Genomic DNA, 24756 nt, shown 5'->3' with positions numbered 1-24756 from the left:
GGGGGCCTGACAGCTGACAGCTGACGACTGACAGCTGACAGCTGACAGATAACGTCAGCTGAAATCTGTCAGCTGTCATCTGCTACCTGTCGGCCGTCAGCCGTTCTCGGTCGGCGCTCGACCGTCGGCTCCGGCGGTCAGCGGCCGGCGGCGGCGCGGGCGGCCGGGGAGGTCGCGAGGTAGCCGAGGGCCTGGCTGGAAGAGCCCTCCTGGGTGGGGTGGTAGCCAGGGCGCAGGTAGCGCAGGCCGGAGCGGAGCGACCGGACCGGGTCGGGCAGCAGACCGCGCCGGGCGATCCGGCCGGCCTCGCGCCAGGTGGGCTTGAGCCGGCCGTCGAGGGTGGGGTCGGCGGCGAGCAGGAAGCGGGCGCCGCGCACCCAGAGGTGGACCAGCAGCGGCCCGGAGACCAGCATGCCGCGGATCCGGCGCGCGTAGCCGGGGTCGAGGTGCACCATCAGGTCGAAGGCCACGCTGCGGTGCTCGACCTCCTCGGCCCCGTGCCAGCGCAGCAGGTCGAGCATGGTCGGGTCGGCCTTGGCGCGGTCCAGGCCCGGCGAGTTGAGCGCCCAGTTGCCGAGGAAGGCGGTGAAGTGCTCGATCGCCGCGACGAAGGCGACCCGCTCGATGAGGTTCTCGCGCTGCCGGGCGGCCGAGAGGCCGGGCTTGTCGCCGAGCACCCGCTGGAACAGCCAGGCGATCTGGCGCACGTAGGGGCGCGGGTCGAGGCCCTGGCCGAGCAGGTGTTCGAGGACCTCCTGGTGCGCCTCGGCGTGGATGGCCTCCTGGCCGATGAACCCCAGGACCTCCTCCCGGAGTTGCTCGTCGCGGACCATCGGCAGGGCCTCCTTGAAGACCTTGACGAACCAGCGCTCGCCCTCGGGCAGGAGCAGGTGCAGGACGTTGATGACGTGGGTGGCCATCGGCTCGTCGGGGATCCAGTGCAGCGGCAGACCGGCCCAGTCGAAGTGGACGTCGCGGGGTTCCAGGACGAGGCCCTCGTGCACCCGGGCGGCGGGTGCGGCGAGGGCCGGGACGGGGGTGGGGCTGGGCATGGGAGGGCCCTCCTGACCTGCGGGTGGCGGCTCGACCCGGCACAACGTACTCGCGGGTAGCCCTCGCCACAAGGGCTTCGGCACGCCTTATCGACATCGAGTCTAATAAGTGTCCCCGGCACGGGCCCCACGCCCGGCCGCCCGGCGAACCGCCTCCCGGAAACACGAGGACCCCGCCGGAGCGGGGTCCCTGGGCACGCGGTCCGGTCAGACCGCCATCGCGAGCATCAGCGGCGCGGCGCGGGCAGCGAGCAGTTCGGCCGCCGCCTTCAGCCGGTGCACGTTGTCCACCGGCATCGAGGTGGCCAGGCAGCCGACCGTGCTGCCGGCGGTCACCGGGACGGCCGCGCAGACCGTGCCGAGGGCGTACTCCTGGATGTCCAGCACCGGCACGGTGGCCGGCTGGCGCTCCAGCCGGTGCATCAACTGGTCGGCGTCGGTGACCGTCCGCGAGGTGAGCCGGGCCACCGGGTGGCGGGAGAGGTGGTCGCGGCGCGCGTCGTGGTCGAGCTGGCCGAGCAGGCACTTGCCGATCGCACTCGCGTGCGCGGTGGCGCGGAAGTCCACCCACTCCTGCACCGCCGGAGCGTCGTCCGACGCCGAGACCGCCTCGACCGACAACTCCCCCTCGTGATACCGGCCGAAGTACACCGCGGCACCCAACTCGTCCCGCAGCTGCGCGAGTTTGCTGTCCAGCCGGGCGCGGACCAGCTGCTCCCGGTTGTGCTGGCCGAGCAGCGCGAACGTCCCGCCGAGCACCCAACCACCGTCCTGGCAGGCCAGGTAGCCCTCGATCTCCAGGATCTCCGCGAGCCGGCGGACCGTCGGCAGCCCCAGGGACGTCTCCCTCGCCAGGGTGACCAGGGTGGCACCGCCGGGGTGCCGGTCGACCGCCTCCAGCAGTCTGAGGGCGTGCTGCAGGGAGGCGAACGAACCGGGCACGCCCTGCTCCGGTACGGCGTGACGGCCCGGGGCTGGTGTCGACATGTCGTCCCCTTCCGATGTCCCCCCGCGGCGTGACCGGCGGGTAGGGTCCAGCCTATCGACCGGCGGACGCCGCCATCGCCTCCTCGCGGGATATTCGGGCAGGCCCGGTGGAACACTTGACTGGCATATGCCCCACCGCGCCCCCTCATACCCCCTTGCGGTCACGGGTGATCAGCGGTGCGGCACCACGGGGTCGTTGCTGCCCGTACCGACCCGGGTCTCCGAAACCGCGAGGTCGCGGAAGCCGAAGCCCGTCCCGCCGGCACGCCTGGCCACTCGCAGAACACCACCGTGCCCCCCGATCGCGCCGGCGCCCCACGGCCCGTCGACCGGCGGGCCGCCGGGCCGGCGGCGAACCGACAGCCCGGTGTTGTACGGGAAGGCCGTCAAGCACTCGCCGGACCAGGCGGCCTCCGGGCGCCCGCCGCAGCAGCGGACCGCAGACGGTCCGTGACCGCGGTGCAGCTGGTGCGGACGATCGTCGCCGACCGCACCTGGGCCGATTCGCCCCGGCCGCGGGCGCGGTCACCCGCACTGGGCCGGGGCGGAACCGGGGCGGTGGAGCTGGACGCCGAAGGGCTCGCCGGCAAGGTCCACCACGCGGCCGCGCAGCCAGGTGGTGCGCACGGCACCGGTGAGAGTACGGCCCGCGTACGGGGTCACCGGGTGGCGGTGGTGCAACTCGGCGGCGTGGACGGTGAACTCGCCGTCCGGGTCGAAGGCGACCAGATCGGCATCGTGGCCGACCGCTATGGCGCCCTTCCGCCCGTCGAGGCCGGCCAGCCGGGCCGGCCCCGCGGACATCCAGCGGACCACGTCGGCGAGGGTGTGGCCGCGCCGCCGCGCCTCGGTCCAGACGGCCCGCAGGCCCAGCTGGAGCGAGGCGATGCCGCCCCAGGCCGCCGCGAAGTCCCCGCTGCCGCCGTGCGCGGGAAGTAACTTGAGGTCGGGCGTGGACGGCGAGTGGTCGGACACCACGGCGGCGAACTCCCCCGCCGCCAGGGCCGCCCAGAGCGCCTCGCGGTTGGCCTCCTCGCGGATCGGCGGGCAGCACTTGAACGCGGTGCCGCCGTCCGGGACCTCCTCCGCCCCCAGGGTGAGGTAGTGCGGGCAGGTCTCGGCGGAAACGTCGACGCCCTCCGCGCGGGCCCGGCGCAGCAGTGGCAGCACCCCCGCCGAGGAGACGTGCAGGACGTGCACCCGGGCGCCGGTGCGGCGAGCCGCCGCCAGCAGCCGGGCGACGGCGGCGGTCTCGGCGGCGGCGGGGCGGGAGGCGAGGAAGTCCCGGTAGCGGACCCCGGGTTGCCACGGTGCCGCGGCCAGCACGGCCGGGTCCTCGGCATGGACGACCGCCAGCGCGCCGAGCCGGGCCTGCTCGGCGAGCGCGGCCTCCAGTCCGGCCGCGTCCAGGTGCGGGAACTCCTCGACGCCGCTCGGCGCGAGGAAGGACTTGAAGCCGAACACGCCCGCACGGTGCAGGGGTTCGAGGTCGGCCAGGTTCTCGGGGACGGCCCCGCCCCAGAAGCCGAGGTCCACCCAGGCCCGACCCTCGGCGGCCTTCCGCTTGGCCGCCAGGCCGGCGGTCGTGGTGGTGGGGGGAACCGCGTTGAGCGGCATGTCGACGAGGGTGGTGACGCCGCCGGCCGCAGCGGCCCGGGTGGCGGCGGCGAAGCCCTCCCATTCGGTGCGACCGGGCTCATTGGCGTGCACGTGGGTGTCGACCAGGCCGGGCAGCAGGGCGGTCCCACCCAGGTCGGCCGTCGGGGCACCGTCGGCCGGGAAGGAGCCGTGCGCGGCGATCCGCGCGATCCTCCCGTCGCGGACCAGTACGTCTGCGGGGCGTTCGCCGTCCGGCAGGACCACCCGACGGGAGCGGATCACCACGGTTTCACCCAGGGGCACGGGGACCTCCGAAGCCTGGACGAGGGCGGGTGGATCGAAGGACGGCCCGGAGCCTAGGCCCGCCTTCGACAGGACGTCAATGGACCGGGCGGCGGTGCGGCGAGTCCCATGCCGTCATCCAGCGACGGGATCCACGTCATGGACCAGGAAGTGGAGTTGCACGTCGTCGGTGGAATCCGCCCACAGCCCTTCCGCGTCGAGGACGGATGCTGCGACCATCCGGGCCTCGGCGACGAGTTCGGGGTGGTGGTTGAAGCCCGGCCACGGCAGGACGGGGTAGCCGTTCTCCTCGCCGAACCGCCGAACCCGCTCGATGTCGCCCAGGGTCGCGGGCGGAAGTGGCTCGTTCGCCCACGTCCACAGCCAGGACTGCCGGGGGATGCCGACACTGCCGATCACCGTGAGCCGACCGGCGAGGAAGACCTTGCCGGCGCGCGACCAGGTGATCCGCGCGTCATCCATCGACCACTCGTCCTGCACGTCACCCGACAGTCCGAAACGGTCGATCATGAGGACCTGCCGAGTACGAGCGCGTTCGCGGGCCGCGAGCACGACCTCCTCCCATGCGCGGTGGTCGTGCTTCGATCGGTCGCTGCCGTGTCTCCTCGCGCCGGAACGGTCGGCCAGATCCTCCCCTTCGGACTGACGGCCCAGGTCAGCGGGCCCGGATGCCGAACGCCGAGCTAGGCGCGCAGCAGCAGGGCCGCCGCCAGTCGCTCCCCCGCGACCTCGGCCAGCTCACCAGCCCTGGTCAGGCTGTCGGCGGGGCCGTCGCCCAGTTCGCTGAGCGCGTAGGCGGCGACGAAGCCGGCCGCCCGCCACTCGCGCTCGGACAGCTCCACCCGCCCCGCCACGGCGGCCACCGGCACCCCCGCCCTGGCCGCTGCCGCCGCGACTCCGGCGGGGGCCTTGCCGTGGAGCGTCTGCGCGTCCAGGCAGCCCTCGCCGGTGACGACGAGGCGCGCCCCGCGGACCGCCTCGTCGAAACCGAGCAGGTCGAGCAGGAACTCGATGCCGGGTCGCACGGTGGCGCCGAGCAGCGCCAGCGCGGCGAATCCGACCCCGCCCGCAGCGCCGGCACCGGGGGCGTCGCGGACGTCCCTGCCGACCGCGGCGCCGACGACCTCGGCGAACCGGGTCAGGCCGTCCTCCAGCACCACCAGGTCCTCGCGGCTCGCGCCCTTCTGCGGTCCGTAGACGGCTGCGGCGCCGCGCGGGCCGGTCAGCGGATTGTCGACGTCGCAGGCCACGACGACCTCGACGCCCGCCAGGGTGCGGGCCAGCGGGCCGGGGTCGATTCGCGCCAACCGGCGCAACGCGGCGCCGCCGGAGGGAAGTTCCGCGCCGTCCGCATCCAACAGGGAGACACCCAGCGCCTGGAGCAGACCGGCCCCGCCGTCGGTGCTCGCGCTGCCGCCGAGACCGAGCACGACCCGCCGGGCCCCCTGGCCGACGGCCCGGGCGATCAGCTGGCCGACCCCGTAGGAGCCGGCCGTCAGCGGGGCGGTCCGGCCGTCGGGGAGCCGGGCCAGGCCTGCGGCCTGGGCGAGCTCGACGACGGCGGTGGTGCCACGGACGGCGAGCGCGGCGTCCACCGGCAGGCCGGTGGGGCCGGCCACCTCGGCGGGGACACGGGCGAAGCCGGCCGCGAGAGCGGCGGCCAGGGTGCCCTCGCCGCCATCGGCGACGGGCAGTTCACGCACCTCGGTACCAGGCACTGCGCGGCGGATGCCTGCGGCGATCCGGGCGGCCGCCTCGGCGCCCTCCAGGGTTCCCTTGAACTTGTCGGGAGCGACGACCACATGGCCCTGGTGGGGGGTGGCGGGCATGGCGTGGGCCTCGATTCCGAACCGGTCCGGCGATGGTTCATCAAGCATGAGCCCCGGCGGCCCCGGTCGATGCCTTGGGACGGCTGACAGCTGACGGCTGACAGATTTCAGATAACAGATAACAGATAACAGATTCTGTCAGCTCTCACCGCGCGCCCTCCGGACCCCCCCAACGCCCGAGTCCCTCGAAGCGAAGCACCACCCCGGCCCGTGATCGCTAGAGTGAGCGGGTGCGATTGATGGTGGAGTTCACAACAGAACCGTTCGAACTGGACACATTCCCGCCGCACGCCGTGGCGGCCCGCCAGGCGGTCGACGAGGCCGGACTGGCCGTCTCGGTCGGCCCGTTCGGCACCGGCGCCGAGGGCGGGGCCGAGCAGGTCCTGGCCGCCGTGACCGCGCTGCTCCGGGAGAGCCTGGACGCCGGCGCGACCCGGATCTCGCTCCAGGTCAGCGTCCTCGGCCAGCCCGACGACGACGCGGCCTCGGGCGGCCGGCCGTGACCGAGCAGCCGCAACACCCGCTCGCCGCAGCGCTCAAGCCGCTGCTGGACGCGGTCGGCGCGACGCCCGTCCCGCTGGGCGAGGCGAAGCCCGAGGACATCGTCCTGGAGTGGGAGGGCGAGCGGGCGCTGGCCGTCCGGCTGCCACACCTCGGCGATGCACTGGACCGTCTGCTGGCCGAGACGGCCCGCCGGTTCGACGGCCGGCCGCTGGCCGAGCTGGACCGCTCGGAGAAGCAGCGCGTGGTCGCACAGCTGGAGGAGCGCGGAGCGTTCACCGTCCGCCACGGCGTGGAGACGGTCGCCACGGCGCTCGGCGTCAGCCGCTTCACCGTGTACAACTACCTGAACCGCCAGGACGGCTCGAAATCGGGCTGACCCGGAGCCGATCCGCTCCGCACGCCGCCGCCAACGGGTGCGCGCCGCGACACGCACCACCAACTGTTCAACAGAGTGTTGACGGCCCGATCCCTCGGATCTAGCTTGTGCGGGTGGCACCACTCCCCAGGAGGTCCACCCGTGACCGACCGTCCCCTCGCGCTCGACTGCCTGGCGGCCACCGACGCCGGCGAACTGCGGAGGATCCTGCTGGACATCTGCGCCAGCCCCGCCTGGGCCGACGCCGTCGCGGCGGCCCGCCCCTGGCGGGACCGCCGGGCCCTGCTCGACGCCAACGCCGCGGCGATGGCGGCCCTCTCCACCGCCGATCTGCACGAGGCGATGGCCGGCCACCCCCGGATCGGCGCACCGGAGCCGGGCAATGACGCCTCCCGACGGGATCAGGCCGCGGTCCGCGGGGCCGACGAGGCCCTGCTCGACGAACTGCGCCGGGCGAACGCCGCGTACGAGGTCAAGTTCGGCCACGTGTTCCTGATCTGCGCGACCGGCCGCACCCCGGCCGCCATGCTCACCGCGCTGCGCGAGCGCCACCCCAACGACCCCGCCACCGAGACGGAGATCGCCCGGGGTGAACTGCGGAGGATCAACGACATCCGTATCACCCGCCTGCTCGAAGGTGACTGACGCCCCATCGTTTCCGACGTACCGTCAGTCCACTTAGTACGCACCAGCAGTGCCACCGCCGCACCACCACCAGTTAGGCCACCCCTCCCATGACCGGCATCTCCACCCACGTGCTCGACACCAGCCTCGGCCGCCCGGCCGAGGGCGTCCCGGTCGAGCTCGCCCTGCGCACCGAGGGCGGCTGGACGGTGCTCGGCACGTCCACCACCGACGCCGACGGCCGGACCGCGGGCCTGCCGGCCGTCGGGGCGGGCTCGGTCGTCCGGCTGGTCTTCGACACCACCGCGTACTTCGCGCGGACCACCGAGGACCCGCCGTTCTTCCCCGAGGTCTCGATCGTCTTCACGGTCGCGCCCGCACAGCACCACTACCACGTGCCACTGCTGCTGAACCCGTTCGGCTACTCGGTCTACCGCGGAAGCTAGACCGATCGATTGACAGGGGAACCGCGTCATGGCCCACGTGCTCGGCCAGAACCAGTACGGCAAGGCGGAGAACCGCATCGTCCGCGTCCAGCGGGGCTCCGGCCGCCACGAGATCAAGGACCTGAACGTCTCGGTCTCCCTCTCCGGCGAGTTCGAGGACGTCCACCTCACCGGGTCCAACGCCAACTGCCTGCCCACCGACTCCACCAAGAACACCGTCTACGCCTTCGCCAAGCAGTACGGCATCGAATCCGCCGAGGCCTTCGGCATCCTGCTGGCCCGGCACTTCGTGGAGGACATCGAGCGCGGCGTCGTCCACCGGGCCCGGATCCGGATCGAGGAGTACGCCTGGCAACGGATCCCCGGTCCCGGCCCCGTCTCCGGTCCCGGGCAAACCGGCCACGACCACTCCTTCGTCCGCACCGGCCAGGAGGTCCGCACCAGCGAGATCGTCTACGACGGCCGCTCCGTCCAGGTGGTCTCCGGCCTCAAGGACCTGGTCGTGCTGAACTCCACCGACTCCGAGTTCCGGGGCTACCTCAAGGACGGGTACACCACCCTCCAGGAGGCGGACGACCGGATCCTCTCCACCCGGATCACCGCCCGCTGGAAGTACGGCCACACCGGTCGCGACGGCGAGGCCCCGCCCCCGTGGGACCACTGCTACACCCAGGTCAGACGACACCTGCTGGAGGCCTTCGCCGGCACCTACTCCCACTCGCTGCAGCAGACCCTGCACGCCATGGGCACCCGCGTCCTCGACCACCGCGCCGAGGTCGACGAGATCCGCCTCGAACTCCCCAACAGGCACCACTTCCTGGTCGACCTGAAGCCGTTCGGCCTCGACAACGACAACGAGGTCTACTACGCCGCCGACCGGATGTACGGCCTCATCGAGGGCACCGTGCACCGCGAGGGCGTCGTCCCGGTCATCCCGGTCGCCTGACCCGCGGACGCCCCGTGCCCGCCCGGCCTCCCCCTGGAGTCACCATGGCAGTCCAGCACCCGCCCGCCGGCCGACGGATCGTCATCGAGAACGCGGCGATCGCCACCGTCGACGCCCACGACACCGAGTACTCCCGCGGGCACGTGGTCGTCCTCGGCAACCGGATCGAGTCGGTCGGCGACGGCCCCGCCCCGGCCCGGCCGGACGGCGCGGAGCGCCGGATCGACGCCGAGGGCCACCTCCTCACCCCCGGCCTGGTCAACACCCACCACCACTTCTACCAGTGGATCACCCGCGGCCTCGCCCAGGACGACAACCTCTTCGACTGGCTGGTCGCCCTCTACCCGACCTGGGCCCGGATCGACGACCGGCTGGTGCACGCCGCCGCCCAGGGCTCCGCCGCCGCGCTGCTCAAGTCCGGCTGCACCACCGCCGCCGATCACCACTACGTCTTCCCCCGGCACGGCGGCGACATCCTCGGCGCCGAGATCGAGGCCGTACGCGAACTCGGCCTGCGCTTCACCGCGCTGCGCGGTTCGATGGACCGCGGCGAGAAGGACGGCGGCCTGCCCCCGGACCACGCCGTCGAGGAACTCGACGCCATCCTCACCGCCTCCGAGGAGGCCGTCGACCGCCACCACGACGCCTCCCCCGGCTCCATGCTGCGGATCGCCCTCGCCCCGTGCTCCCCGTTCTCGGTCTCCACCCGGCTGATGCGGGAGTCCGCCGAACTCGCCCGCCGCAAGGGCGTGCGGCTGCACACCCACGGCTCCGAGACGGCCCAGGAGGAGGCCTTCTGCCGGGAGCAGTTCGGCATGGGCCCCACCGACTACTTCGAGTCGGTCGGCTGGCTCGGCGAGGACGTCTGGATGGCGCACGGCGTCCACATGAACGACGCCGACATCGCCAAGTTCGCCGAGACCGGCACCGGCGTGGCGCACTGCCCGTCCTCCAATGCCCGCCTGGCCGCCGGGGTGGCGCGGGTGCCCGCCATGCTGGCGGCCGGCGTCCCGGTCGGCCTCGGCGTCGACGGCACCGCCTCCAACGAGTCCGGCGAACTCGGCACCGAACTGCGCAACGCCCTGCTGATCAACCGCCTGCACGGCTCGCCGCAGGCGCTCACCGCCCGCCGGGTGCTGCGGCTGGGCACCATGGGCGGCGCCCGGGTGCTCGGACGGCAGGAGGAGATCGGCTCGATCGAGGCCGGCAAGCTCGCCGACCTCGCGCTGTGGAAGGTCGACGGCCTGATGCACTCGTCGATCGCCGACCCGGTCGCCGCGCTCGCCCTCGGCGCGCTGCCGCCGCTGGCGCTGCTGCTGGTCGACGGCAAGGCCGTCGTCGAGCGGGGGCGGCTGACCACGGTGGACGAGGACCGGATCGCGCGGGCCTGCGCCCGCGCCGCCAGGGACCTCACCGCGCGGAGGAACTGACGGCGCCACCCGGACTCCGCCGGACCGGCGCCGGCGCCCACCCCCGTGGGACGCCGGCAGCGGTCCGACCACCGGTGGCGCATCACCGGTCGCACATCACCGCCCCCGGCTCACGAGGCCCGCGGCCCGGAAGCCGACCCGCGCACGGCCGCCGGCAACGCGGGCCCGGCCAGCGCGAACAGGCCCGCCAGCACCACCCAGCCGACCGCCCCGTGGTCCACCGCCGTGAGCGTGACCACCAGCGGCCCGATCACGTGCGCGCCCGCCTGCCCGCTCAGGAACACCCCCTGGTACTCGCCGTGCGCACCGGCGTCCGCCAGATCCAGGCTGAGCGTCCAGCCGCCCGCCGAGGTGAGCAGCTCGCCCAGGGTGTGCACCAGCGCGCCCGCCAGCAGCGCCGCGGCCGCCGCCCAGGCCGGGCCGTACCGCGCCGCCGCGTACCCCAGGCAGCCGGCCGCCAGCAGCAGCGCCCCGCGCGCACAGGCCCGCGCCGCCGAGGGGACGTCCGTGACGCCCCGGCTCGCCCGTACCTGGAACAGCACCACCAGCAGGCAGTTGACCACGTTCACGGCCGCCACCGTCGCCGCCGGCGCCTCGGTGCCGAGCACGATCCACAGCGGCAACCCCACGGTCAGCACAGCGAGTTGCAACTCCAGGACGGCGTGCAGCGCGGTGACCAGCAGGTACCGCCGGTCCCGCAGCGCCGTCCGGCGCCCGACCGCGCTTCTCCCCTCGACTCCCTTGCGGGGAAGGGCCGTCGCGGGTTCGGCCAGCCCCGTCAGCAGCGCCGTCACCACCAGGAACCCCACCGCGTCCAGCACCAGCATCGTCACGTACCCAGCGTAGGAGTCCGCCTGCAGCGCGAGCGCCGCACCGCCCGAGCCGACCACCAGGCCCGCGTTCGCCACCGAGCGCAGCAGCGCCCGCGACCGCACCTGCCCCTCGGCCGGCAGCGCCCGCGCGATCAGCGCGCTGCGCACCGCCACCGCCCCGCGCGAGAGCACCGTCGCGGCGCAGGCCAGCGCCACGAACGCGGCGAAGGAGTGCACGAAGGCGTAGCCGAGCACCGCCGCCGCCTCCAGCGGCCCGAGCACGAGCAGCAGCCGTCTGCTCCCGGTCCGGTCGGCGAGCCGCCCCATCGGCACCCCGGCGAACACCCCGCACACCCCGGCGACGGTGAGGCCGAGCGCCACCGAACCGGGCGTCAGGCCGATGGAGCGGGTGAAGAACAGCACGTTCACCGTGACGAACAGCCCGTCGCCGACGGCGTTCACCAGGGTCATCAGCGCAAGCCTGCGCAGCAGCGGATCGGCGGGCAGCAGGCGGCGGACGAGGGCACGCGGACGCGCCGCCGCAGCGGTGGAGGAGGTCATGGCACCAGCACAGCGGGGTTCCCGGGCGGGTGGAATTCTTTTACCGTTACGGTCAATGTTCGAGTTCCGACTCGGCGTGGACGACCTCGCCGCCACCTGGTTCGCCTACTCCCCGCTGCAGGAGACGGTGCTGGGCCTGCGCGCCCGCCGCTGGACGTCGTACTACCCGGAGCAGCAGCCCTGGATCGCCGGCTGGCAGGACCGCTACGCCACCCTGGACACCGAACTGCTGGACGTGCTCATCGCCCCGAACGCCTTCGTGCCCGACTTTCTGACGCCCCGTCCGACAATGCCCCGGCCGGACTTCGACAGCGAGGTCGCCCGGATGGCGTGCACCCCGCCGGAGGTGGTGCGGGCGGACCTGCTCGCCGCCTACCCGGGCGGCGGGAACCCGTTGCCCCCCGTGCTCGCCGCGCCGATCGACGACCCGGCGGCGCTGACCGCGCTGACCGCCCGGCTGGCGGAGGCGCTGTCGGCGTACTGGCGGCGGTGCCTGGCCCCCGTGTGGTGGCCACGGGCGCGGTCGGTGCTGGAGGCGGACCTCGCGTACCGGGCGCGGCTGCTGTCGGAGCGCGGCGCGGAAGGCCTGTTCGCGGACCTGGACGCCCGGATCTCCTGGCGGGACGGCGTGCTGCGGCTGATCGACGACAATCCGGCGGTCCGGGCGCTGGGCACCACGGTGGACGTGGCCGGGCGGGGGCTGGTGCTGATCCCGACACTGGCCGGACTCGGGGCGCAGACCGACATCACTCAGGACGACCCGCTGCTGATCACCTACCCGGCACGCGGCAGGGCGACCATGGCGGAGGGCCTGCCGCGGACCGCCGGGCCGGACGGTCCGCCCGCGGTGGCGGGCGGGATGGGGGTCGGGGTGACGGCTGGGGCGGGCGCCGCGGTGGCGACCGGTGTGCGGGCCGCGCCGGCCGGGCTGGTGGGGCTGATCGGCCCGGCCCGGGCGCGGCTGCTGATGCTGCTGGCGGCCCCGGCCAGCACCACGGAACTCGCCCACCGGCTGGGGGTGACGCCGGGCGCGGTCAGCCGGCACCTGGGCGCACTGGCCGCCGCCGGTCTGCTGGAGCGCACCCGGCACGGCCGCCGGGTGCTCTACCGGCGCAGCGGCCTCGGCGAGGCGCTGGCGGCCGGCCGGCCCTGAGCGCGGCCGTCCCTGAGCCCGGCTGTCCCTGAGCCCGGCTGTCCCTGAGCCCGGCTGTCCCTGAACCCGGTCCCGGGTCCGCCACTCCCCCCGGGCGGGCCGCGCGCCCCGCCGGGCGGCTCAGCCCAGCAGCGGCAGCGCGGGCACCGTCAGGAAGTCCTCGAACTCCTCGCCCAGGGAGACTTGTTCGAAGAGCCGCGCGGCCTCCTCCCAGCGCCCGGCGGCGTAGGTCCGGTCGCCGAGTTCGGCCCGCAGCGCGATCAGCTCCTCGGCGACCAGCCGACGGACCAGCTCGGCGGTGGCCTTCTCGCCGGTGTCGGCGAGGACGACGTCGTTGTGGATCCACTGCCAGACCTGCGAGCGGGAGATCTCGGCGGTGGCGGCGTCCTCCATCATGTGGAAGACGGCGACCGCGCCGAGGCCGCGCAGCCAGGCTTCGATGTAGCGGACGCCGACCTGGACGGCGTTGTGCAGCCCGGCACGGGTGCAGCTGCCGCCGGCGCCGGCGACGTCGAGCAGTTCGGCGGCGGTGACCGGCTCGGCCGGGCCCGGATTGTCCTTCTGGTGCGGGCGCTCGCCGAGGACGGCGTCGAAGCAGGCGTGGGCGACCGGGACGAGGTCGGGGTGGGCGACCCACGAGCCGTCGAAGCCGTGGCCGGCCTCGCGGTCCTTGTCCGCCGTGACCTTCTCCAGGGCCGCCGCGTTGACCTCGGGGTCCTTGCGGCTGGGGATGAACGCGGCCATGCCGCCGATGGCGTGGGCGCCGCGCCGGTGGCAGGTGCGCACCAGCAGTCGGGTGTAGGCGGCCATGAACGGGGAGGTCATGGTGACGGTGTTGCGGTCCGGCAGGATGTAGTGCGCGCCGGCGTCGCGGAAGTTCTTGACGAGGGAGAACAGGTAGTCCCAGCGGCCGGCGTTGAGGCCGGCCGCGTGGTCACGCAGTTCGTGGAGGATCTCGTCCATCTCGAAGGCGGCGGTGATGGTCTCGATGAGCACGGTGGCGCGGATCGTGCCGTACGGGATGCCGAGTTCGGCCTGGGCGTGGGCGAAGACGTCGTTCCAGAGCCGGGCCTCCAGGTGGCTCTCGGTCTTCGGGAGGTAGAAGTACGGCCCGGAGTTGGGGTCGTCGGCGCCGCGGGCGAGCAGCCGGGCGGCGTTGTGGAAGAAGTAGAGGCCGAAGTCGAGGAAGGCGCCGGCCACCGGTTCGCCGTCGACGAGCAGGTGGTTCTCGTCGAGGTGCCAGCCGCGCGGGCGGACCACGACGGTGGCGAGTTCGGCGGCGGGCCGCAGGGTGTAGGCCTTGCCGGCGGGGGTGGTGAAGTCGATCCGGCGCTCGAAGGCGTCGATCAGGCTGGCCTGGCCGCCGATGACGTTCTCCCAGGTGGGGGAAGTGGCGTCCTCGAAGTCGGCGAGCCAGACCCGGGCGCCGGAGTTGAGCGCGTTGATCACCGTCTTGCGGTCGGTGGGGCCGGTGATCTCCACCCGGCGGTCCTGGAGCGCCCTGGGGGCGTCGGCTACCCGCCACTCCGCGGCGCGCACGGCGGCCGTCTCCGGCAGGAAGTCCAGGGTGCCGGTGCGGGCGATCTCGGCGCGGCGTTCGCGGCGGCGGGCGAGCAGTTCGCGGCGCCGGCCGTCGAAGGCGCGGTGCAGGCCGGCGACGAAGGCGACCGCCGGTGCGGTCAGCACCTCCTCGGCCCGGTCGACGTCCGGACCCGCGACCGTGACGGCCGGAGCGGCGGTGGGGGCCGCATGGGCCGCATGGGCTGCGGGGGCTGCGGGTCCGTGGTCTTCAGCCATCAGCGGGACTCCTCGATGGAGGGCTCGATTCTGTAAGGTGGAGACTAGTTTCCGCGATACAGAATTCCAACGGTGTGTTGAGAGGATCGCCGGGACCGTACTCCTCCCCCACAGCGAAGGGAACCGCCGGTGGCCCCGACCTCCGACAGCACCGAGAGAACGACCCCGGAGCGCGCGAGCGGCGGGGTGCAGTCCGTCGAGCGGGCCTTCCAGCTGCTGGAGGCGCTCGCCGACTCCGGCGGCGTGGCGACGCTCAGCGAGCTCTCCACCTCCTCCGGCCTGCCGATGCCGACCATCCACCGCCTCGTTCGCACCCTCCTCCAGCAGGGCTATGTCCGCCAGGACACCGCCCGCCGCTACACCCTCGGCCCCCGGCTGATCCGGCTCGGCGAGACCGCCGGCCGGCTGCTCGGCAGCTGGGCCCGCCCCTACCTGGCGGAGCTGATGGAGGCCACCGGCGAGACCGCCAACCTGGCGGTGCTGGAGGGCGGTGAGGTGGTGTACGTCGGCCAGGTGCAGTCGCGGCGTTCGATGCGGATGTTCACCGAGGTCGGCCGGCGGGTGCAGCCGCACTGCACCGGCGTCGGCAAGGCGCTGCTGGCACAGCTGCCGGAGGAGGAGGCGCGCGCCGTCCTCGGACCCGACCCGCTGCCCGCGCACACCCCGCACACGGTGACCGACCCGCGGGAGCTGATGCGCCAGCTCGCCGAGGCGCGCGAGCGCGGCTACGTCGTCGACGACCAGGAGCAGGAGATCGGGGTGCGCTGCATCGCGCTCGCCGTCCCGGGCGCGCCCACCCCGACGGCGCTGTCGGTTTCCGGTCCCGAGGCCCGCGTCCGGGCCCTGGAGGAGCAGGCCGGGGCGGCGTCCCTGGTACCGGTGATGCAGGGGATCGCGACCCGGCTCGGGCAGGTCCTGGCGCCCTGACGGCCCTGACGGCCCTGCGGCTGCGCGGAGGCCCCGGCGGGCCGGGCGGGCCTGCCGGGCCGTGGCAGCCGTCGCACGGCCCGCACCGCTTCGCCCGTGGACGGGCAACGGTCGGGCGGGGTGGATCAGTTGGGCCGCCGCAGGCCCCGGCGGGCGCCGGGCCGGCCGGGGGAACGGCGCCGCGGAGATGTCCGGTGTGGCGGGTCCGACGGGGAAAGTGCGCCGCGGGGGCGGGGTGGTCGGATAAGTTGGAGCTCCGTCCGCGCCGCCCGACAAGGAGATCCGCCCCACCATGACCGCGCCCCTGCCCGCCTTCGCCGGCCGTACCTACCTGTTCCGGGTCGACAACGGCGCGGCCTTCCGCAACGCCTACTCGGCCGACGGCAAGCGGCTGCGCTGGGAGGGCCTCGGCGAGTCGGCGGGCCAGTGGGAGGACGTGACCCTGCACGTGGCCGAGATCGGCCCGCAGCTGTACTTCGTGAGTTGGACCGAGGTGAGCGGCATCACCGTCAGCCACGTCATGGACCTGGCCCGGATGACGGTCCGCGCGTTCTGGACGTACGAGGGCGAGGGCGGCCGGGTCGGCGAGCTGCACACCGGCACGCTGGAGCAGGTGGCCTGAGCCCGCGGCCGCGTGCCGGGACCGGATCGGTTCCGGTCCCGCGGCGGCTCCGAGGTGGTTCCTTGCCTGTCCCGGGCCGGTCCTGGGCCGGCTCCGGGCCGGTCAGGCCGACTGGCCGGCGGCCGGGACGGACAGGTGCTGGGAGATCCACTCCAGTGAGGACGGGAGCAGCCTGCTCCAGGTCTCGAAGTTGTGGCCACCGGTCTCCAGCATGCTGTAGGAGACCTTCATCGGGCTGTGCGCGGCGGCCACGAACGCCTCGGTCTCGCGCCGGTAGTCGCCGTCCCCCTCCTTGGTGCCGGCCAGCAGCACCGCGATCTTCGGCTGCGGGAGGTTCTTGAGCCGCCACATCAGGTCGGCCTCGTCGCGCCGCTGGGCGCTGCCCTTGAAGAGGTCGCCGGTGGTCGGGTCCTCGGCGGCCCGGTAGTAGCCGGAGAGCGAGACGGCGGTCGGGAAGACCTCGGGGTGGCGCATCGCCAGCTTGAGGGCGCAGTAGCCGCCGGTCGAGTTGCCCATGAACGCCCAGGCCTGCGGGTCGGCCGACACCCGGAAGCTCGCCTGGACCGCCGAGGGCACGTCCTTGGTGAAATAGGTCTCGGACTGCGCGCCGCCCGGGATGTCCTCGCACTCGGTGTCCTGCGGCAGCGCCGGCGAGGGGCGCACCAGCACCATCACGGTCGGCTGCATGCGGCCCTCCTGGAGCAGCTTGAGCGCCGCGCCCGGGTAGTTGAGCCGGGTGACGAGGTTCTTCGCGAGGCCGGGGAAGCCGGTGCTCACGATCAGCACCGGGAACTGCTTCTGCGCGTACTCCGGCTGGAAGTACTGCGGCGGCAGGTAGACGTAGCCCTCGGTGGAGAGCCGGGTGGTGGCGCCGTCGATCCGGACCTCGCGGATCTCGCCGGACTTCCCGGGGTCGCGGCCGAGCGCTCCGCCGCCCTGCACCTCGGCGTGGCCGATGGTCTCGACGCGCAGCCGGCCGGAGGCGTCCACCTTGTTCTGGATGACCACCGGGCCGCTGTCGCCGGTGCCCAGCAGGTCGTCCCAACTGCTGTAGAACGCGAAGTAGTTGTTGGCCACCAGACCGAGCGCGGCGAGTACCGTCAGCTGGGTGGCGAGCAGCGCGCCGATCCGACCGAGGACGGCCTGCCAGCTGCGCTTCGACAGTCTCGGCCACAGCCAGACCGTCCCGGCCATCGCCGCGACGGCGATCAGGACGGTCAACGCCAGCACCTTGTGGCTCGTCAGACCCATGTCTTGTTTGCTCCCACGCCTCGTACTCCCCCACCCCCGGGGGAAGGACACCCGGGAGGGCCGCCCCGGTTCCCCCGTCCGCAGCAGGTTCGTCGCCCGGGCGCGACCACTCAGCCTAACGCCCGCGCGGACCCCGTCGCCCCCGCCGACCAGCGGTGACGGCCTCGACCTGGAGGAGGAGTCCCCGCGCCGGCCGGCGCCCGCCGTCAGCCGAGGTGGTTCCAGAGGCCGAGGCCACCGGTGAGTTCGTGCACGCAGCGGGCGCCGAGTTCGCGGGGCGAACCGGGTCCGGTGGGCGGGGCGCCGGAGAACGCCCACTCCTCCAGGGCGACCCGGATGGCGGCGGTGGCGGCGGCAGCGGCGAGCCGGATCTCCAGCGCGTCGGTGCCGGGCGGGCAGCGGTCGGCGATCGCCGCCCGCAACCGCCCCTCGGAGTCGGCGTGCACCCGTTGCCAGACCGAGGCGAGGCGGGGGTCGCGCAGCAGTTCGCGGGTCCAGCGCATGGCCTCGCCGTCCTGCGCGTCGGCCGGACTCAACGACTCGGCGGCCGAGCGCTCCAGCGCCTCGCGGACCGGCAGGTCGGACGCGCTCTCGGCGAACAGCCGCACCCAGCGCTCGCCGCCGGCCGCGAGCAGTGGGGCGACAGCGTCCTCCTTCTCCGAGAAGTAGCGGTAGAAGGTGCGCAGCGAGATGCCCGAGGCGTTGGCGATCTCCTCGGCGGTGGTCGCCTCGGCCCCGCGCGCGGCGAACAGTTGCGCCGCGGCCCGGGCGATCTCCAGCCGGGTGCTCTCGCGGCGGCGCTGGGTCAGGGTGGGGCGTCCGGTCACGGGCTCAGGGTACGCGAGTCGGTCGGCACATCGAGACTTTTTGGCACAACATGCCACTTAGGCGTACCGTGCCATTGAGGTCGCTGGACCACGAACGAGACCTCGACCACGAACGAAACGGAGCACCACCATGGAGCGCTTCACCGGACACAACGTCCTGATCACCGGCGGCGGCTCGGGCATCGGCCAGGCCACCGTCCACCGGATCCTCGCCGAGGGCGGGCGGGTCGTCGCCGTCGACGTCAACGAGGACGGCCTGAAGGCCACCCTGGACCGCGCCACCGCCGACGGCGCCGCCGACCGCCTCACCACGACGGTGCTGGACGTGTCGGACGAGGCCGCCGTCCGGGCCGGCGTCGCCGAGGCCGTGGCCGCGCTCGGCGGTCTGGACGTGCTGGTCAACGCGGCCGGCATCCTGCGCTCCGCGCACACCCACGAGACCAGCCTGGACTTCTGGAACAAGGTGATCGCGGTCAACCTGACCGGCACCTTCCTGATGACCCGCGAGGCGCTGCCCGCGCTGCTCGCGGGCGGCAAGGGCGTGGTGGTGAACTTCAGCTCCACCTCCGCGACCTTCGCCCACCCCTACATGGCCGCGTACGCCGCGACCAAGGGCGGCATCCAGTCCTTCACGCACGCGATCGCCGCCGAGTACGCCAAGCAGGGGCTGCGCGCGGTCTGCGTCGCTCCGGGCAGCATCGACAGCGGCATGACCAACAACCCGGGCCTGCCGGCGGACGCCGACTTCAGCCTCCTCGCCAAGCTCTCCCCCGCGATCGGGCAGGGCTTCGCCGGGCCGGAGGCGGTGGCCGGTGTGATCGCCATGCTCGCCTCGGACGACGGCGCGTTCGTCACCGGGACCGAGCTGCGGATCGACGGCGGCACCCACATGTGAGGCCCGCGCTTCGCCGGACCCGGTCCTCGCCGGGTCCGGTCTTCGCCGCCGCCCGGGCCGCCAGGCCGGGCGGCGGCGGAGCCCCGGCCAGGACTGACAGCTGACAAATGACAGATTTCAGATGACAGCTAACAGATTTCAGATTCTGTCATCTGAAACCTGTTGGAGGGTCCGCCGGCAGGGGGCCGGCGGACCCTTTCTGTGCGAGCGGTGGCCGGTGGAATGGACTCCGGCCGGCGGTGGCCCGCTATGCCTCGGCCGGCCGCAGCGAGGTGAGGCGCGCCATCTCGTCTTCCGAGAGCCGCAGTGCCCCGGCCGCCACGTTCTGCGCGAGGTGGTCCGGATCGCCGGTCCCCGGGATCGCCAGCACGTGCGGCCCCTGCTGCAAGGTCCAGGCCAGCCGGACCTGCGCGGCGGACACACCGTGCGCGCGGGCGACGGCGCACACCTCCTCGCGGTCGCCCGCAGCCGGACCCGCCTCGCGCCTGGAACCGGCGATCGCGAAGAACGGGACGAAGGCGAGGCCAAGTTCACCGCAGAGCCGCAGGAGCGCCTGGTCCTCGCTCGACGCACCGATCCCGTAGGGGTTCTGCACGCAGACGACGGGGGCGATGGCCCGGGCCTCGGCCAGTTGCTCGGACGTGACGTTGGAGAGGCCGAGGTGGCGAATAAGCCCGGCATCGCGGAGTTCGGCCAGCGCACCGAAGTGCTCGCCGATCGAGCCGGTCCGCCGGCTCGGCGGCACGCGCAGGTTCACCACGTCCAGGTGATCACGACCGAGTTGGCGCAGGTTCTCCTCGACCTGGCCGCGCAACTGCGCCGGCATGGCCCACCACCACGCGCCCGAGGGATCGCGGGCCGGCCAGACCTTGGTGGTGATGACCAGATCGTCCGGATAGGGCGCCAGCGCCCGGCTGATCAGCTCGTTGGCGGAGCGTGTCGCCGAGAAGTAGAAGGCGGCGGTGTCGACGTGGTTCACGCCGAGCTCGATCGCCCGCCGGAGCAGGCCGATCGACCGATCGCGGTCGCGCGGCACGCCGAGGTCGAAAGGCGCGGTACCGGTCAGTCGCATCGCGCCGAACCCGACGCGGTTGACGGTCCGGTCGCCAAGTCGCCAAGTACTCGTGGCGGTAGCGGTGTTCGTCCCTGGGCTCATGACGTGGATCTCCTTGCGGCTGGGAATCGGGAACCGATGGGTTCGGCGCGGCGCGTTCAGGTCGCTCGGCAGGGCAAGGACTCGACGCGGGTCCACCGGTGTCGAGGCAGGCAGGCCCCGGGCATGAAAAAAGCCTCCCCGGCGGATCGGAATCCGCACCGAGAAGGCTCACGTGACAACCGGCATTCTAGCAGCGCAAGGCGTCCACCGGCAGGTCATCGGATGCGGGGGCTTCGAGGGCACGGGATCCCAGCGGCAAAGGGACCGGGCGCGCCGGATGAGGCAGTGGACGGTGATGATGGCGCTGGAAATTGCGATGCAGAACTCGGCCGAAGCCTTTCGTCGCTCAGTGCAATCTGCCCGGTGATCCCTCTCGCCGCAGGTCCTGGTGGGCCATGCTGTCGTCGCATCCGGCGTCCAGGCTCAGCCGCAGGCTGGTGGGTAGCGGCCCCAGGGATGCTTGGAGGTCGACAAAGAGGATCGGTGACCAGACCAATTCCCTGGCCATCAGTCAACTGTGAACACTTGATGCCCTTTTCGGATCGGTCGACGGGACTATCGCCAGCGCACTCACTGGCAGAGGGTGCCTCGGTGATGCAGCCGTCGGCGGACCGATAGTTGGAGTTCGAGGCCGATCACGCGGTCGTAGGGCGGCGAGAACAAGTAGCCTCAGCGTCTCCATCACCCCGGCGGCGACCCACTCGTCGCGCCGACGCCGCAGCGTGGTGGCGGAACAATTCTTGTCAGCCGTCGGACGCCGCCCGCCACTCGGCCGCGAAGGCCCGGGCCGGGTTGTCCGTGAGGAGGCGGTGCGGGAGGTCGGGGCCGAACTCTCGGGCCAGGCGGGGGCCGAGGACGGTGAGGAGGTGGGTGGGGCCGGGGGCGTGGCGAGCGGTGCGGGTGGTGGTGTCGCCGCCGAGGAGCAGGCGGTCGGCGTGCCCGGCCTCGACCAGAGCGGCCACCGTGTCGAAGAGATGGTGGTCGGTCGCGTGGTGCGCGCGGGAGGGACCGTCCAGGGCCAGGAAGGCACCGGTGGCGGCGAGTTCGCGGTGCAGGCGGAGATCCGGGTGCCGGTTGAGATGGCCGAGGATCACCCGCCGCGGCGGGACGCCGTGCCGCTCGCAGAGCAGGTCGAGGACGTCCGGCGCGGCGGTGCCGAGCTCGTGGTGGACGGCGATCGGCGCGCCGGTGGCGTGGTGCGCCTCGGCGGCGGCCGCCATGACCCGCCGGGCGTGGGCGTCCAGGCCGTGGTAGTCGCCGGCCACCTTGATCAGTCCGGCCCGCACGCCGTCGGCAGCGCCGTGCAGTGCGGTGGTGAGCTCAGCGGTGAAGAACCCGGCGAGTCCGGCGTAGCGCCGTTCGAGGTCCGCCGGATCGTAGTGGACGGCCTGGTGGAGCCCGGTGGCGGCGATCAGGTGGACCCCGGTGGCACGGGAGAGCGCCGGCAGCGCGTCGGCCCGCCGCCCCATCCCGGCGGGCGTCCACTGGACGAGCGCCCCGCCGCCGGCCGCCGCGAAGGCGCGCAGTACCTCCTCGGCGGCGGCCGGGTCGTCGAGTTCCTCGCCCGGCAGCCTGGGGCTGCGCAGGAAGAGGTGGTCGTGGGCGTCGCAGACACCGAGTTCGGCGGGGTCGAGGTCGCCGAGGACGGTCCGGACCGCGCTCGTGGCGGTGTGGGCGCTCATGCGCTCTCCGCGAAGGTGGCGGCGGCGACCCGCAGCCCGGCCAGCGCCTTGGGGACGCCGACGTAGGGCGCGAGGTGGACCAGCACCTCGGTGATCTCCTCCCTGGTCAGGCCGATCCGCAGGCTGTTGCGGACGTGGTCGGCAAGCTGTGGCTCCACCCCGCCGAGCGCGGTGAGCGCGGCCAGGTTGGCCACCTGGCGGTCGCGCAGGGCGAGTCCGGGCCGCTGGTAGGTGCCGCCGAAGAGCGCGGTGACGATCCAGTCGGGGAATCCGGGGGCGAGTTCGTCGAGGGGGCCGAGGGTATCGGCCCGCGTTCCCGGCCCGGCGAGTTCGGCGAGCAGGGCGTAGCCCGCGGCCCGGTCGAGCGGCGCGGGGGCGAGGCCAGCGGCATCGGGACCTGCGGCGCCGGGGCCCTCGTCGCCGGGGCCCTCGTCGATGGGGCCCGCGTCGATGGGGCCCGCGTCGATGGGGCCCTCGTCGACGCGCCTGCCGGATCCGGGGGTTGCGGCCGGGTTCATGGGTCGGGATGGTCCTTTCACCAGTGACGGCCGGCGGGCAGCCGGTCGAGTTCGGGACTGGAGAGGTGGTGCACGCGGTACCGGGTGCCGGGCACCTCGTCCGGGGCGGCGTCGCGCCAGAGGGCGAAGCGCAGCAGTTCCCAGCGGTCCGGGTCGACGGCGACGGCGGCGGTGTGCAGGTCAGGGTGGTCCGGCAGTTCGGCCAGGGCGTGTCCGACGGCCTCGGCGGGGTCGGCACCTTCCGGGAGGAGGACGGCCTGACGGGTGGCGGTGGCCGGTGCGCCCGCGGCAGGACCGCGGCGCAGACCCGCACCGAGCCAGTGGCGCACGACGGGACGGCCGAAGTCGGCGCCGACCCCGCGGAAGCCCGGCCCCCAGAGGAAGGCATTCATGCCCTCGACGGTGCGCCAGAGGTAGAAGGGCGCGTACTGGTTGACGGGAGAGCCGTCCAGACCGCGTTCGCGCACCAGGTAGGCCTTGAGGCCGAGGCCGGGGTGGCCGTCGAGCAGGTGGCCCCGGGTGGCGATCCGCCGGTGGATGATGCCCATGTCGTAGTCGGCGGGGAGGGTGATCTCGTACTGCATGGCGTGCACGGCGGGCTCCGGAAGGGGGTTGGGCCGACGGCCCGGCCGGCGCAGCGGCTCAGCCGGTACGGCGACTCGGCCGGTACGGCTGCGGTCCGCGATCGCTCAGTCGGTGCGGTGGGCGGCCAGCAGGGCGAGGGCGCCGCGGACGGCCTGCTCGAACGGTTCGGCGCTGTCGGCGGCGCGGGCGAGCACGTAGCCGCCCTGCACCACGGCGACCACGGCGGCGGCGAGGTCGGCGGGCTCGGCACCCGGCCGCAGGTCTCCGGCCGTCTGCCCCTCGGCGATCACCTCGGCGAGCCGACCGCGCAGCCAGTCGAAGGTCTCCTCGACGGGCGCCCGCAGCCGGGGGTCGGCGACCACCTCCGGGTCCTGGGCCATCCGCCCGATCCGGCAGCCGCGCAGCACGTCGCGCTCGCGCCGCAGATAGGCGGCGACCCGGTCGTGGGCGGTGCCGGGACCGGCGAGGTCGGCCTCGGCGACGGCTCGCATCTGCTCGGCGCTGCGGCGCAGGGCGGCGGCGGCGAGGTCCGGCTTCCCGTCGAAGTGGTGGTACATGCTGCCCTGGCCGACGCCGGCGCGCTGCTGGATGGCCTTCGGGCTGGTGCCGACGTAGCCCCGCTCCCACAGCAGTTCCTGGGTGCTCTCGATGAGACGGTCCTGGGTTGCCATGCCGACGACTGTACCTACTGGTACAGCAGATGTACACACCAGTAGGTACAGAATCCGCGGCGAGCCCGGGAAGGCCACGAGACCGTGGGCCGCCCCCCGGCGGTCCACGGCCTCGCGTGATCGTCGTCCCCGCCCGCCCCGCCCGGCATTCCTCGACGGACGGTGGCACAGATCACCCCGGACGCCCACGGCCTGGCAGGATGGCCGCCATGACCTACCTCGCCGCGGATGACCGCTACACCTCGATGACCTACCGCCGGGCCGGCCGCAGTGGTGTGCTGCTCCCCGCCGTCTCGCTGGGCCTGTGGCACAACTTCGGTGACGCCCAGCCGCTCGACGTCCAGCGGGCGGTGCTGCGCCGCGCCTTCGACCGGGGTGTCACCCACTTCGACCTGGCCAACAACTACGGCCCGCCGTACGGCAGCGCGGAGCGCAACTTCGGCTACCTCTTCGCGCAGGACTTCCGCCCGTACCGGGACGAGCTGTTCATCGCCTCCAAGGCCGGCTACGACATGTGGCCCGGCCCGTACGGCGTGGGCGGCAGCCGCAAGTACCTGCTGGCCAGCCTGGACCAGTCGCTGGGTCGGATGGGCCTCGACTACGTGGACGTCTTCTACTCGCACCGCTACGACCCGGACACCCCGCTCGAGGAGACCATGGGCGCCCTGGACTCGGCGGTCCGCGCGGGCAAGGCGCTGTACGCGGGCATCTCCAACTACCCGGCGGAGCAGCACCGGGAGGCGGTGGCGATCCTGCGCGAGCTGGGCACGCCGATCCTGATGAACCAGTGCGCGTACTCCGTCCTCAACCGCTACGTCGAGGACGAGGGCGTGCTGGACGCGGTCGCCGACACACAGACCAGCCTGATCGCCTACTCGCCGCTGGCCCAGGGCCTGCTGACCGACCGCTACCTGTCCGGGCAGGTACCGGCCGGGTCGCGGATGTCGATCGGCAAGTTCCTCCGCGAGGAGGCGCTCACCGAGGCGAAGCTGGAGCAGCTGCGGGCACTGAACAAGGTGGCGGAGCGGCGCGGGCAGACGCTGGCGCAGCTGGCGCTGAGCTGGGTGCTGCGGGACCCGCGGGTGGTCTCGGTGATCATCGGGGCCAGCAGTGTGGCGCAGCTGGACCAGAACCTCGACGCGCTGGCGGGCGCTCCGCTGACCGCCGAGGAACTGGCCGAGATCGACGTCCTGAGCCACTGAG

25 protein-coding genes and 1 pseudogene are annotated in these 24756 nt (G+C 73.5%); 11 read left to right on the top strand and 15 right to left on the bottom strand.

From position 1 onward, the window contains the following. Positions 1-137: 137 nt before the first annotated feature. The 5 genes from ABZW10_RS17535 to ABZW10_RS17515 all read right to left on the bottom strand — a co-directional run bounded on the left by ABZW10_RS17535 (position 138) and on the right by ABZW10_RS17515 (position 5770). On the bottom strand, positions 138-1052 hold the full coding sequence (locus tag ABZW10_RS17535; protein WP_355365881.1) for a metal-dependent hydrolase: 915 nt from the start codon (positions 1050-1052) through the stop codon (positions 138-140). A gap of 207 nt (positions 1053-1259) precedes the next feature. Continuing rightward, positions 1260-2039, bottom strand: a complete 780-nt coding sequence (locus ABZW10_RS17530) for an IclR family transcriptional regulator C-terminal domain-containing protein (RefSeq protein ID WP_355365878.1) — start codon at positions 2037-2039, stop codon at positions 1260-1262. A gap of 525 nt (positions 2040-2564) precedes the next feature. Next, on the bottom strand, positions 2565-3941 hold the full coding sequence (gene allB, locus ABZW10_RS17525) for an allantoinase AllB (RefSeq protein WP_355365875.1): 1377 nt from the start codon (positions 3939-3941) through the stop codon (positions 2565-2567). Between the two features lie 114 nt (positions 3942-4055). Next, positions 4056-4493, bottom strand: a complete 438-nt coding sequence (locus tag ABZW10_RS17520) for a DUF6882 domain-containing protein (RefSeq protein WP_355365872.1) — start codon at positions 4491-4493, stop codon at positions 4056-4058. 131 nt (positions 4494-4624) lie between these two features. Next, positions 4625-5770: a glycerate kinase gene (locus ABZW10_RS17515; RefSeq protein ID WP_355365869.1), complete on the bottom strand. Its 1146-nt coding sequence runs from the start codon at positions 5768-5770 to the stop codon at positions 4625-4627. Between the two features lie 230 nt (positions 5771-6000). Between ABZW10_RS17515 and ABZW10_RS17510 the strand changes: the two genes are divergently transcribed. The 6 genes from ABZW10_RS17510 to ABZW10_RS17485 all read left to right on the top strand — a co-directional run bounded on the left by ABZW10_RS17510 (position 6001) and on the right by ABZW10_RS17485 (position 10096). Further along, complete coding sequence (locus ABZW10_RS17510) at positions 6001-6273, top strand: thiamine-binding protein (RefSeq protein WP_355365866.1); 273 nt, start codon at positions 6001-6003, stop codon at positions 6271-6273. Further along, entirely contained in the window at positions 6270-6650 is a 381-nt protein-coding gene (locus tag ABZW10_RS17505) for a helix-turn-helix domain-containing protein (RefSeq protein WP_355365863.1), read from the top strand. The genes ABZW10_RS17510 and ABZW10_RS17505 overlap by 4 nt, the downstream gene beginning before the upstream one ends. A gap of 141 nt (positions 6651-6791) precedes the next feature. Beyond that, the gene (uraD, locus tag ABZW10_RS17500) at positions 6792-7295 is read left to right on the top strand and encodes a 2-oxo-4-hydroxy-4-carboxy-5-ureidoimidazoline decarboxylase (protein WP_355365860.1); all 504 of its coding nucleotides are present in this window, start codon (positions 6792-6794) and stop codon (positions 7293-7295) included. Positions 7296-7384: 89 nt separating this feature from the next. Next, positions 7385-7720 carry a hydroxyisourate hydrolase gene (gene uraH / locus ABZW10_RS17495; protein ID WP_355365857.1) on the top strand — a complete coding sequence of 112 codons (336 nt, stop codon included), beginning with the start codon at positions 7385-7387 and terminating at the stop codon, positions 7718-7720. Positions 7721-7748: 28 nt separating this feature from the next. Further along, a complete protein-coding gene (gene pucL / locus ABZW10_RS17490; protein ID WP_355365854.1) occupies positions 7749-8666 on the top strand; it encodes a factor-independent urate hydroxylase in 918 nt (305 codons plus the stop codon). A 44-nt stretch (positions 8667-8710) separates the two neighbouring features. Continuing rightward, positions 8711-10096, top strand: a complete 1386-nt coding sequence (locus ABZW10_RS17485) for an 8-oxoguanine deaminase (protein ID WP_355365851.1) — start codon at positions 8711-8713, stop codon at positions 10094-10096. A 110-nt stretch (positions 10097-10206) separates the two neighbouring features. Here the strand turns inward: ABZW10_RS17485 and ABZW10_RS17480 are convergent, their stop codons facing one another. Further along, positions 10207-11469 carry an MFS transporter gene (locus ABZW10_RS17480; RefSeq protein WP_355365848.1) on the bottom strand — a complete coding sequence of 421 codons (1263 nt, stop codon included), beginning with the start codon at positions 11467-11469 and terminating at the stop codon, positions 10207-10209. 55 nt (positions 11470-11524) lie between these two features. Between ABZW10_RS17480 and ABZW10_RS17475 the strand changes: the two genes are divergently transcribed. Beyond that, positions 11525-12622 carry a winged helix-turn-helix domain-containing protein gene (locus ABZW10_RS17475; RefSeq protein ID WP_355365845.1) on the top strand — a complete coding sequence of 366 codons (1098 nt, stop codon included), beginning with the start codon at positions 11525-11527 and terminating at the stop codon, positions 12620-12622. Positions 12623-12742: 120 nt separating this feature from the next. On the opposite strand, the gene aceB is transcribed toward ABZW10_RS17475, so the two are convergent. Next, positions 12743-14419, bottom strand: a complete 1677-nt coding sequence (gene aceB / locus ABZW10_RS17470) for a malate synthase A (protein WP_355365842.1) — start codon at positions 14417-14419, stop codon at positions 12743-12745. A gap of 129 nt (positions 14420-14548) precedes the next feature. Here aceB and ABZW10_RS17465 point away from each other — a divergent pair, with 129 nt between their 5' ends. Both ABZW10_RS17465 and ABZW10_RS17460 read left to right on the top strand, forming a co-directional pair. Further along, the gene (locus ABZW10_RS17465; protein WP_355365839.1) at positions 14549-15346 is read left to right on the top strand and encodes an IclR family transcriptional regulator; all 798 of its coding nucleotides are present in this window, start codon (positions 14549-14551) and stop codon (positions 15344-15346) included. Between the two features lie 292 nt (positions 15347-15638). Next, a complete protein-coding gene (locus ABZW10_RS17460; protein WP_355365836.1) occupies positions 15639-15968 on the top strand; it encodes a hypothetical protein in 330 nt (109 codons plus the stop codon). A 102-nt stretch (positions 15969-16070) separates the two neighbouring features. On the opposite strand, the gene ABZW10_RS17455 is transcribed toward ABZW10_RS17460, so the two are convergent. Both ABZW10_RS17455 and ABZW10_RS17450 read right to left on the bottom strand, forming a co-directional pair. Beyond that, positions 16071-17219 carry an alpha/beta hydrolase-fold protein gene (locus ABZW10_RS17455; protein ID WP_355365833.1) on the bottom strand — a complete coding sequence of 383 codons (1149 nt, stop codon included), beginning with the start codon at positions 17217-17219 and terminating at the stop codon, positions 16071-16073. Between the two features lie 206 nt (positions 17220-17425). After that, positions 17426-18046 (bottom strand): TetR family transcriptional regulator, encoded by a 621-nt coding sequence (locus ABZW10_RS17450; protein ID WP_355365830.1) that lies wholly within the window; start codon positions 18044-18046, stop codon positions 17426-17428. A 130-nt stretch (positions 18047-18176) separates the two neighbouring features. Between ABZW10_RS17450 and ABZW10_RS17445 the strand changes: the two genes are divergently transcribed. Next, positions 18177-18941: an SDR family NAD(P)-dependent oxidoreductase gene (locus ABZW10_RS17445; RefSeq protein WP_355365827.1), complete on the top strand. Its 765-nt coding sequence runs from the start codon at positions 18177-18179 to the stop codon at positions 18939-18941. A 247-nt stretch (positions 18942-19188) separates the two neighbouring features. Here the strand turns inward: ABZW10_RS17445 and ABZW10_RS17440 are convergent, their stop codons facing one another. The 6 genes and pseudogenes from ABZW10_RS17440 to ABZW10_RS17415 form a co-directional block, all read right to left on the bottom strand. Next, positions 19189-20097 (bottom strand): aldo/keto reductase, encoded by a 909-nt coding sequence (locus ABZW10_RS17440; RefSeq protein ID WP_355366054.1) that lies wholly within the window; start codon positions 20095-20097, stop codon positions 19189-19191. 168 nt (positions 20098-20265) lie between these two features. After that, a pseudogene (locus tag ABZW10_RS17435) lies at positions 20266-20845 on the bottom strand (IS5/IS1182 family transposase); the annotation flags it as partial. Further along, complete coding sequence (locus ABZW10_RS17430) at positions 20841-21779, bottom strand: phosphotriesterase (protein WP_355365824.1); 939 nt, start codon at positions 21777-21779, stop codon at positions 20841-20843. The pseudogene ABZW10_RS17435 and the gene ABZW10_RS17430, both read right to left, overlap by 5 nt. Beyond that, entirely contained in the window at positions 21776-22297 is a 522-nt protein-coding gene (locus tag ABZW10_RS17425) for a carboxymuconolactone decarboxylase family protein (RefSeq protein WP_355365821.1), read from the bottom strand. The genes ABZW10_RS17430 and ABZW10_RS17425 overlap by 4 nt, the downstream gene beginning before the upstream one ends. Positions 22298-22314: 17 nt before the next feature. Continuing rightward, entirely contained in the window at positions 22315-22890 is a 576-nt protein-coding gene (locus ABZW10_RS17420) for a DUF4865 family protein (RefSeq protein ID WP_355365818.1), read from the bottom strand. 96 nt (positions 22891-22986) lie between these two features. Then, positions 22987-23553 (bottom strand): TetR/AcrR family transcriptional regulator, encoded by a 567-nt coding sequence (locus tag ABZW10_RS17415; protein WP_355365815.1) that lies wholly within the window; start codon positions 23551-23553, stop codon positions 22987-22989. Between the two features lie 209 nt (positions 23554-23762). On the opposite strand from ABZW10_RS17415, the gene ABZW10_RS17410 reads away from it, so the two are divergent. After that, positions 23763-24755, top strand: a complete 993-nt coding sequence (locus ABZW10_RS17410; RefSeq protein WP_355365812.1) for an aldo/keto reductase — start codon at positions 23763-23765, stop codon at positions 24753-24755. The last annotated feature ends 1 nt before the right edge of the window (position 24756 follow it).

It is taken from the genome of Kitasatospora sp. NPDC004723, from assembly GCF_040609255.1.
Classification (GTDB): domain Bacteria; phylum Actinomycetota; class Actinomycetes; order Streptomycetales; family Streptomycetaceae; genus Kitasatospora.
This window is presented reverse-complemented; position numbering and strand designations above follow the sequence as displayed.

Excerpts from the sequence above, each read along its gene's own strand:
- ABZW10_RS17535 (WP_355365881.1), bottom strand. The coding sequence starts at position 1,052 with ATGCCCAGCCCCACCCCCGTCCCGGCCCTCGCCGCACCCGCCGCCCGG.
- ABZW10_RS17530 (WP_355365878.1), bottom strand. The coding sequence starts at position 2,039 with ATGTCGACACCAGCCCCGGGCCGTCACGCCGTACCGGAGCAGGGCGTG.
- ABZW10_RS17515 (WP_355365869.1), bottom strand. The coding sequence starts at position 5,770 with ATGCCCGCCACCCCCCACCAGGGCCATGTGGTCGTCGCTCCCGACAAG.
- uraH (WP_355365857.1), top strand. The coding sequence starts at position 7,385 with ATGACCGGCATCTCCACCCACGTGCTCGACACCAGCCTCGGCCGCCCG.
- pucL (WP_355365854.1), top strand. The coding sequence starts at position 7,749 with ATGGCCCACGTGCTCGGCCAGAACCAGTACGGCAAGGCGGAGAACCGC.
- ABZW10_RS17485 (WP_355365851.1), top strand. The coding sequence starts at position 8,711 with ATGGCAGTCCAGCACCCGCCCGCCGGCCGACGGATCGTCATCGAGAAC.
- ABZW10_RS17480 (WP_355365848.1), bottom strand. The coding sequence starts at position 11,469 with ATGACCTCCTCCACCGCTGCGGCGGCGCGTCCGCGTGCCCTCGTCCGC.
- ABZW10_RS17475 (WP_355365845.1), top strand. The coding sequence starts at position 11,525 with ATGTTCGAGTTCCGACTCGGCGTGGACGACCTCGCCGCCACCTGGTTC.
- aceB (WP_355365842.1), bottom strand. The coding sequence starts at position 14,419 with ATGGCTGAAGACCACGGACCCGCAGCCCCCGCAGCCCATGCGGCCCAT.
- ABZW10_RS17460 (WP_355365836.1), top strand. The coding sequence starts at position 15,639 with ATGACCGCGCCCCTGCCCGCCTTCGCCGGCCGTACCTACCTGTTCCGG.
- ABZW10_RS17455 (WP_355365833.1), bottom strand. The coding sequence starts at position 17,219 with ATGGGTCTGACGAGCCACAAGGTGCTGGCGTTGACCGTCCTGATCGCC.
- ABZW10_RS17445 (WP_355365827.1), top strand. The coding sequence starts at position 18,177 with ATGGAGCGCTTCACCGGACACAACGTCCTGATCACCGGCGGCGGCTCG.
- ABZW10_RS17440 (WP_355366054.1), bottom strand. The coding sequence starts at position 20,097 with ATGAGCCCAGGGACGAACACCGCTACCGCCACGAGTACTTGGCGACTT.
- ABZW10_RS17430 (WP_355365824.1), bottom strand. The coding sequence starts at position 21,779 with ATGAGCGCCCACACCGCCACGAGCGCGGTCCGGACCGTCCTCGGCGAC.
- ABZW10_RS17425 (WP_355365821.1), bottom strand. The coding sequence starts at position 22,297 with ATGAACCCGGCCGCAACCCCCGGATCCGGCAGGCGCGTCGACGAGGGC.
- ABZW10_RS17415 (WP_355365815.1), bottom strand. The coding sequence starts at position 23,553 with ATGGCAACCCAGGACCGTCTCATCGAGAGCACCCAGGAACTGCTGTGG.
- ABZW10_RS17410 (WP_355365812.1), top strand. The coding sequence starts at position 23,763 with ATGACCTACCTCGCCGCGGATGACCGCTACACCTCGATGACCTACCGC.